The sequence below is a fragment of the Paenibacillus sp. FJAT-26967 genome (genome assembly GCF_001541095.1).
Lineage (GTDB): Bacteria > Bacillota > Bacilli > Paenibacillales > NBRC-103111 > Paenibacillus_F.
The window spans coordinates 682,154-689,815 of the sequence record NZ_LMXH01000001.1 but is presented as its reverse complement, the minus strand read 5'-3'; the positions used below and the strand labels follow the sequence as shown (position 1 = coordinate 689,815).

Here is a 7,662-nt window from a genome sequence, read left to right as displayed (position 1 = left end):
ACCTGCTGGCAACTAAGTTCAAGGGTTGCGCTCGTTGCGGGACTTAACCCAACATCTCACGACACGAGCTGACGACAACCATGCACCACCTGTCTCCGATGCTCCGAAGAGGGCACCTATCTCTAGGTGTTACATCGGGATGTCAAGACCTGGTAAGGTTCTTCGCGTTGCTTCGAATTAAACCACATACTCCACTGCTTGTGCGGGTCCCCGTCAATTCCTTTGAGTTTCACTCTTGCGAGCGTACTCCCCAGGCGGCATGCTTACTGTGTTAACTTCGGCACCAAGGGTATCGAAACCCCTAACACCTAGCATGCATCGTTTACGGCGTGGACTACCAGGGTATCTAATCCTGTTTGCTCCCCACGCTTTCGCGCCTCAGCGTCAGTTATAGGCCAGAAAGTCGCCTTCGCCACTGGTGTTCCTCCACATCTCTACGCATTTCACCGCTACACGTGGAATTCCACTTTCCTCTCCTACACTCCAGTCTTCCAGTTTCCGGTGCGAACCGAGGTTGAGCCTCGGGATTAAACACCAGACTTAAAAAACCGCCTGCGCGCGCTTTACGCCCAATAATTCCGGACAACGCTTGCCCCCTACGTATTACCGCGGCTGCTGGCACGTAGTTAGCCGGGGCTTTCTTCTCAGGTACCGTCACCCAAAGAGCAGTTACTCTCCTTGGCGTTCTTCCCTGGCAACAGAGCTTTACGATCCGAGAACCTTCATCACTCACGCGGCGTTGCTCCGTCAGACTTGCGTCCATTGCGGAAGATTCCCTACTGCTGCCTCCCGTAGGAGTCTGGGCCGTGTCTCAGTCCCAGTGTGGCCGTTCACCCTCTCAGGTCGGCTACGCATCGTCGCCTTGGTGAGCCGTTACCTCACCAACTAGCTAATGCGCCGCAGGTCCATCTGTAAGCAAGAGCCGAAACCCTTTTTCTTGACCTCTTCATGCGAGGAGGCCACTTATCCGGTCTTAGCTACCGTTTCCGGTAGTTATCCCGATCTTACAGGCAGGTTACCTACGTGTTACTCACCCGTCCGCCGCTAAATCTCCGAAGTGCAAGCACTTCATCAATTCCGCTCGACTTGCATGTATTAGGCACGCCGCCAGCGTTCGTCCTGAGCCAGGATCAAACTCTCCGATAAGGGTGCNCGAAGTGCAAGCACTTCATCAATTCCGCTCGACTTGCATGTATTAGGCACGCCGCCAGCGTTCGTCCTGAGCCAGGATCAAACTCTCCGATAAGGGTGCTTCTCAAGATGTCCACATCGAAATGAAGGGCATCCTGTCAAGCTTCCGATTGGCATAAATAACTTCCGCTAAACAAGGTCGCGCATCTATGCCATACATCGAATTGAGTTATTTCTAATAGCTCAAAAAGTTAATGCTGACGAGAATTTCTTCTCTGTTTAGCGTCCTGATTGCTCAAGACGTTTCAATCACTCGTTGTTCAGTTTTCAAAGGGGNCTCAAAAAGTTAATGCTGACGAGAATTTCTTCTCTGTTTAGCGTCCTGATTGCTCAAGACGTTTCAATCACTCGTTGTTCAGTTTTCAAAGGACAATCTCTTGCGTAAGGCTTGTTTGTACCGGCGTTTCTCATGGCCGGAACTACATAGTAACATAATTCTTATCAGCCTTGCAACCATCAAAATCTTCCAAAACATTTCTGTTACTCAATGTTTATTTGGTTCCCTGTGTTGTTCAGCACCGGGAGTAATAACTTAACACGCAGAAACATAGCTTGGCAAGCTTTTGTATTCAGGTATTTTTTTACAACGACTAAAAGCTTGGAGATCTCTGTACACTATCCAGTACACCCAGAGAAAAGGCCGCTGCTTGCCTCATTCATATTGCCTCTCCTGATTCCAAAGAAACGTGTCTTCGATCGTGGTATGGACTTCAACCTTTTCTCAAAACATATCTTTAATAAAAAAAGCATGCAAACCAGAATCTTGAAATCTCCGGTCTGCACGCTTCGCTCAATGTTCCTATACTTATTTCCTCAAAGGAAGAAAACGCCTATGATACAAACGACAAGAATACCGACAATTCCTTGCACTAAAGTAGCCATGGTCTGCGCGCGGTAAGCTGTTCTCAGCTCCATCCCGGAAAATTGAGATACAACCCAGAAATACGAATCGTTCACATGACTGACCACCATTGCGCCGCAACCGATCGCCATTACGGTCAGCATCTGCCCGATCGGCACGGTGCCTGCCATCGCATCCAAACCCAGTGACGGAAGCATCGGCATCATAATAGTCGATGTTACAACTAATGCCGTGGTGGAGCTGCCCTGCGCAGTTTTGAGAATAGCCGAGATAATAAACGCGAGAATTAGTGCGCCTACGCCGACAAAAGCAGCATTGCCGTCAATAAGTGTTTTGACATAATCAGCAATAGGAGTCGCTTTGATAACGCCGCCCAGTGCACCGCCCGCTCCTGTAATCATGATAATAATCGCGGAGTCGAGAAGTCCTTCTCCCATCAGTTTTGTAAGGTTTTCTTCGTTGCGTTTAGGCAGCAGGGTAAAGATCGCCAGCAGCACGCCAATAAACAGTGCATTAACCGGAGCTCCAAGGAAGGTAAACAAAGTGTTAAGAAACCCGCTGGTGAGAAGAACCTTCTCTCCGGCCGCATCCGTTCCAACCGGGAAATTAGCGAAAGAACCCAGCGCCAGCAGCACTATCGGAACAACAATGGGACCAAATGCCGCCCACGCGGAAGGCAGTTTTCCGAAACGCTCCTTGTATTCCTCAAATGTTTCCGTCGCCTCTTCCAGAGTAGATGGCAGCTTGTTCGCTACCGTTCTGGCCCAAATATGACCTGCCAGCGCAACAGGGATGGACACGATAATCCCGATAATAATCACCCAGAAGAGTCCATCCGGTCCTATTCCGAGGTTAGTCGCGGCAGCGATGGGACCCGGTGTCGGAGGAACGAGCGTATGCGTCGCGTACAATCCTGTAGATAATGCAACGGACAATGTGACGACGTTCACACCGGTCTTTTTGGCCAATGATTTTTTTAGAGAAGAGAGAATGACGTAACCGGAATCGCAGAAGACGGGAATAGAAACAATCCAGCCAATAATCGTCATAGCTATTGCAGGATGACGGTCGCCCAGAAGCTTAAGGACTACCTCCGCCATTTTCACGGCTGCACCTGTTTTTTCTAAAATTTTGCCGATAATGGTACCGAAAATAATAACTAAACCGATGCTCGTGATAATGCCGCCGAACCCTGAACTGATCGTGGAACCGATATCTTTAATGATAGGACCCTCGACACCCCGGATAAGACCAATCAGATTCGTACCCAGAGCAAGAATATAGGTGGAAGCAATAATAGAAAGGAAGGGATGCAGCTTCCACTTGGCTGTTGCATACACAATAAATACGATGCAGAAAAGAAGTAAGAGAAGCACAATGGGACCTAAAGCGATAATTTCTTGGCTTAAACCTGCTGCCTGATTCATTGTGATCCCCCTCTGGTATAAATGCGTATGACTTGCTCTGCGGCTTGTTCCAGCAGTAAACCTGTCTGATTCATCGCATCTTCAAGCGGCATGGGCCGGTTCAAAATACTAACCACCGCTGTTACACCATGCTCATAAAGACTTTCTATTCCATGACCGATCGATCCCGCAAGAATGATAACCGGCACTCCGTATTTCCGGGCCACCTGAGCAACGCCAGCAGGCGTTTTGCCGCTTGCAGTCTGAAAGTCCACTTGACCTTCCCCTGTAATGACCAAATCCGCATTCTTAATTTCTTCTTCCAAGCCTGTCTCTCTCGTTACAATAGAAACACCGGACTCAAGCCGCCCCTTCATAAAAGCCAGCAAAGCACCGGCAAGACCTCCCGCTGCACCGGTACCCGGCACCTGCTGCACGGCGACTCCGGTGGTTTCTTGAATAAGATTTGCAAAATGAAGCAAATTACAGTCGAGAAGCTGTACCATTTCGGGTGTAGCTCCTTTTTGCGGACCGAATACAGCCGAAGCGCCGCTCGGACCCACGAAAGGATTGTCCACATCACATGCCACTACGAACTGACTGTCGGCTATCCGTTTGTCGAATTCATCCAAATGTATAGATGCGATCCGGGCAAGCTCCCCGCCACCGAAGCCGACCGGATGTCCGTCCGTATCCAGCAGCTTGGCCCCCAGCGCCTGAAGCATGCCTGCGCCGCCATCATTGGTAGCGCTTCCACCGATTCCTAAAATAAAGGTGCGGCAGCCTTGGTCAAGCCCCGCTTGTATAAGTTGTCCAAAACCATAAGTTGTTGTGACCAGCGGGTTCCGCTCGCCTTCTCCGATCAGATACAAGCCTGAAGACATCGCCATCTCAATCACACAGGTCTTCCCGTCTCCAAGTATTCCGATACCCGAGCTAATTTCACGTCCAAGCGGATTTTTCACAGCAGCTTCAATAAATCTTCCCCCGGTGGCATCAATCAGACATTCCATTGTTCCTTCACCACCGTCGGCCATGGGCACAATTTTGGTAACGTTTTCAAAACCGGTTTTATAAATACCTCTCTCGATAGCCAGACCGACTTCCTTCGCTGAAAGGCTTCCCTTGTAAGAATCCGGGGCAATTACGATTTTCATGCTGGTTCCTACCCTTCTACCGCGCTTTTGTAGTCATGCCGCATCCTGAATCGACGCAGGCGAACAACCCCCTTGTTTTTCTGGAATCAACGGCCCAAGCCGGTTCATCCGGATAGATGCTGCCGCTGTTGCCAGGCAATTTGGTGACGTGTGATTTTCCCTATAGCGATTATACCGACAATTCCCGGCGCCCCTCAACGTGTAACTTATACAAGTTACGCCGTTATTTTGCTAAAAAAATTGTGCACCCTGCCTATAAAAAATAAAATGCAAGCCCTTACATCATCAATTTATATAGCATCATTGCCAATTGTATCCGTAACGCTTCCTGGAAATGCCTCGGATTCCCTTTTACCAGATTTTCAATTCGTTCCATCCTGTACATCAGTGTATTGCGGTGTATCCCCATTTGGCGGGCCGTCATACTAAAGTTCATTTCACACGTATAAAAGGACTGAAGGGTCTCCAGCAAGTCTTTATGTTCGATAAGCCCGCCAAGCTCCTCACGGATAATTTTCAGTTTAGAAGAATCGGGAATATCGGCTAAAATGAGTTCAAGCATGGCATCATCCATATGCATAACCGGACCTTTGTCCGGATATTTAGAAATGGTTTCAATCATGCGCAGCAGCTCACGGAAAGATTGTCCGAGCTCCTGCACATTCCGGCAGCCTTTTCCGATTGCTATACGTACGTCTGCTTGCAGCCGCTCCGTTATAGTTTTTATAATGCTGTGAGAAATGGCAATTAAATCTTCCTTGGCCTGCTTGTCGGTTTTATAGAAGGAAAGATCCGTGAGAACGACCCACCGGTCCCTTCCGATTTGGGCAAGCAGGGTTTGCTTCGGAGAACGAAACATCCTCGTGATATCAAGGACACGGTAATAAGCCTGGTCAAAGTCATCTGCCAGTGCAGGACACGCACTCAGTTGGATGATCATAATCGACCGGGGCAGCGTAAGATCAATTCCCAGAAGCTGCCCTCTGGCCAGTAAAATATCCATCGGCTCGCGCTCGGCACCGGATATGATATCCTGCACAAGATAACTTCTGGCGCGCTCGGTCATTTCGATCTGCTCGGACAGATAGGATTGCTGAAGCTGCATTTCCGTCATCATTTTGACGGCGCGTCCGAAAGGAATGACTTCCGTTTCCCGGCCGGTAATACCGATGACACCGATTATCTCGTCATGAAAATAAAGAGGCATATTAATTCCGGGTTTCGTCCCGGCCCATTTATTGGTCGTCTCCGGAGAAATGATCATCTCTTCCCCTGTTCGGACAACTTCAACCGCGCCTCCATGCAAAGTCCCGACCCGCTTCGGGTCGCTGGAGCTTATGATCACTCCTTCCCGGTCCATGACGTTCATGTTCATCTGAGTCAATTCCTTTGTTTTCCTGACGATGATATCAGCGAGCTGTTTGGTGACCTGCATCCCTATCCCCCCAGAATATTGGCCATGCGTTAAAACACCTACGTTAACGATACCGAATCATCCCCCGGCCAGCAAGCCGGGAATAATTCCCGTATATATAAATTATGGGAACGAATCCTATTCCATTTTAATAAAAACCCTTTATCACCGACTATCGTAAAAAAGATGACTCCTGATGATTTCAGAAGTCATCTCCTAGCTGCCTAAGACTACGGTAACCGTTTTTCAAAACTGTCCATAAATGAGGCTACAGTTCAAAAAAGTACTGTGGTAATACCAGTTTGATATTTTTATTTTTAAAATCGATATTATATAAATTATAATACTTACTTCAAGACCTCCTTAAGATACTTATAACTCTAGATAACTTATATCTGAATCGCTTAAAATAAATATTAAATCATCTAAAATTCTCACCTCATGCAATCCAAATTTATGTTGGATTGCATGAGGTTCTTTGGGTTCTACAGTTGCATAAAATTCGGTAAGTTCCGTTTGTTCTTGCAAACAAATAAATACCCCTCTTCGAATACAACTTGCTTCCTCTAGTAATTTTCTTAATTTTGAAAAATTCAAACTAATAAAGAAATTATTTTTGATTTCTAACTCGAAAAGATAAACCTGCGGTCTATTTTCTATTTTTTCACTGGGGGAGTAGTCACCACGATACTGAGGAACAATGTCTAAATCGCTTATAATCCATTGTACATCTTCCTTCTCCGTTAAAAACTCTAACAATTTAATAATCTCATGAATATTGTTATTTGAATCAACACTTTCAAAAGTATAAAAATTCAATCTTATTTCCCCCAATCCTTAATCCAGCGAAAATCCGATTTATAACCGCCAATTGGGTAGTTAGCATTCCATTCAACTCCATGATAATGAGGAATTGAATGATTTGATGGATAACCATGATCTGTCCAGTCTACCCAGCCTGTCTCTCTACCATAATCATCATAATATTTTGTTTGTGTTAATTCGCCTGCTTCATCATACTTATTAAGCGATTTAGTTCCGGGATTAACGAATTTAGGAAGTTGTTTATTATAAGCAGCATCTGGTAAAAAAGTATTCTCGGCTTTACTTATAGAACTTACTTTTCCAGCCTTAGCAGGGACTGGAAGAGCACCTGTTACAAAATTAAACATACCGTCTAAAAATGATTGATCTTCTTCATATTTAGCTTGAAATATTGAAACAAGCAACGCTTTTGCCCAAGCCGCATCTTTCTCATTGTTTAATTGTGGGTAATCGCTCGTCATTGTAGCTACACCAAACCAAAATTTAAAATCATTATTGTCGTCATTCCGTGCCCCTGGAATAAAAGATTTTGCCTGAGTACCTAGTTTCGACCGTACTTGCCAGTATACATCGTTTCCATACTTTCGAGCATTATCGATGTTAATTCCCACCAGGTAACCCTCTAAAACATGCCCACTAGGATCAACATACTTCAAAGGATTATTACTCACATACGTATACAAATTCAAACTCAGCGGGTTATCCAACTGCCCTTCATACGTATCCTAATTTATAAAGCGCTCCGTGCAAAATAAAAAGACAGGGTCTGCTCCCCGCCTTAGCTAGTCTGACTTTTGATGTTGGTGT

Annotated in this window: 5 protein-coding genes and 1 rRNA gene (1 of these 6 running past the window's edge); all 6 read right to left on the bottom strand. The window is 46.4% G+C overall.

The window, feature by feature from the left end:
* A 16S ribosomal RNA gene (locus AR333_RS25140) occupies positions 1–1,146 on the bottom strand (it extends 882 nt beyond the left edge of the window).
* 858 nt (positions 1,147–2,004) lie between these two features.
* On the bottom strand, positions 2,005–3,432 hold the full coding sequence (locus AR333_RS02895; RefSeq protein ID WP_216638968.1) for a GntP family permease: 1,428 nt from the start codon (positions 3,430–3,432) through the stop codon (positions 2,005–2,007).
* Positions 3,433–3,476: 44 nt separating this feature from the next.
* On the bottom strand, positions 3,477–4,616 hold the full coding sequence (locus AR333_RS02890) for a glycerate kinase (RefSeq protein ID WP_068773837.1): 1,140 nt from the start codon (positions 4,614–4,616) through the stop codon (positions 3,477–3,479).
* A 277-nt stretch (positions 4,617–4,893) separates the two neighbouring features.
* Positions 4,894–6,051 (bottom strand): sugar diacid recognition domain-containing protein, encoded by a 1,158-nt coding sequence (locus AR333_RS02885; RefSeq protein WP_068773836.1) that lies wholly within the window; start codon positions 6,049–6,051, stop codon positions 4,894–4,896.
* Between the two features lie 351 nt (positions 6,052–6,402).
* The gene (locus AR333_RS02880; RefSeq protein ID WP_068773835.1) at positions 6,403–6,849 is read right to left on the bottom strand and encodes a hypothetical protein; all 447 of its coding nucleotides are present in this window, start codon (positions 6,847–6,849) and stop codon (positions 6,403–6,405) included.
* A 2-nt stretch (positions 6,850–6,851) separates the two neighbouring features.
* Positions 6,852–7,466, bottom strand: coding sequence for a hypothetical protein (locus AR333_RS02875; protein WP_068773834.1), 615 nt, complete (start codon positions 7,464–7,466; stop codon positions 6,852–6,854).
* Positions 7,467–7,662: the final 196 nt, after the last annotated feature.

Coding starts and splice junctions, on each gene's coding strand:
- AR333_RS02890 (WP_068773837.1), bottom strand. CDS start 4,616: ATGAAAATCGTAATTGCCCCGGATTCTTACAAGGGAAGCCTTTCAGCG.
- AR333_RS02885 (WP_068773836.1), bottom strand. CDS start 6,051: ATGCAGGTCACCAAACAGCTCGCTGATATCATCGTCAGGAAAACAAAG.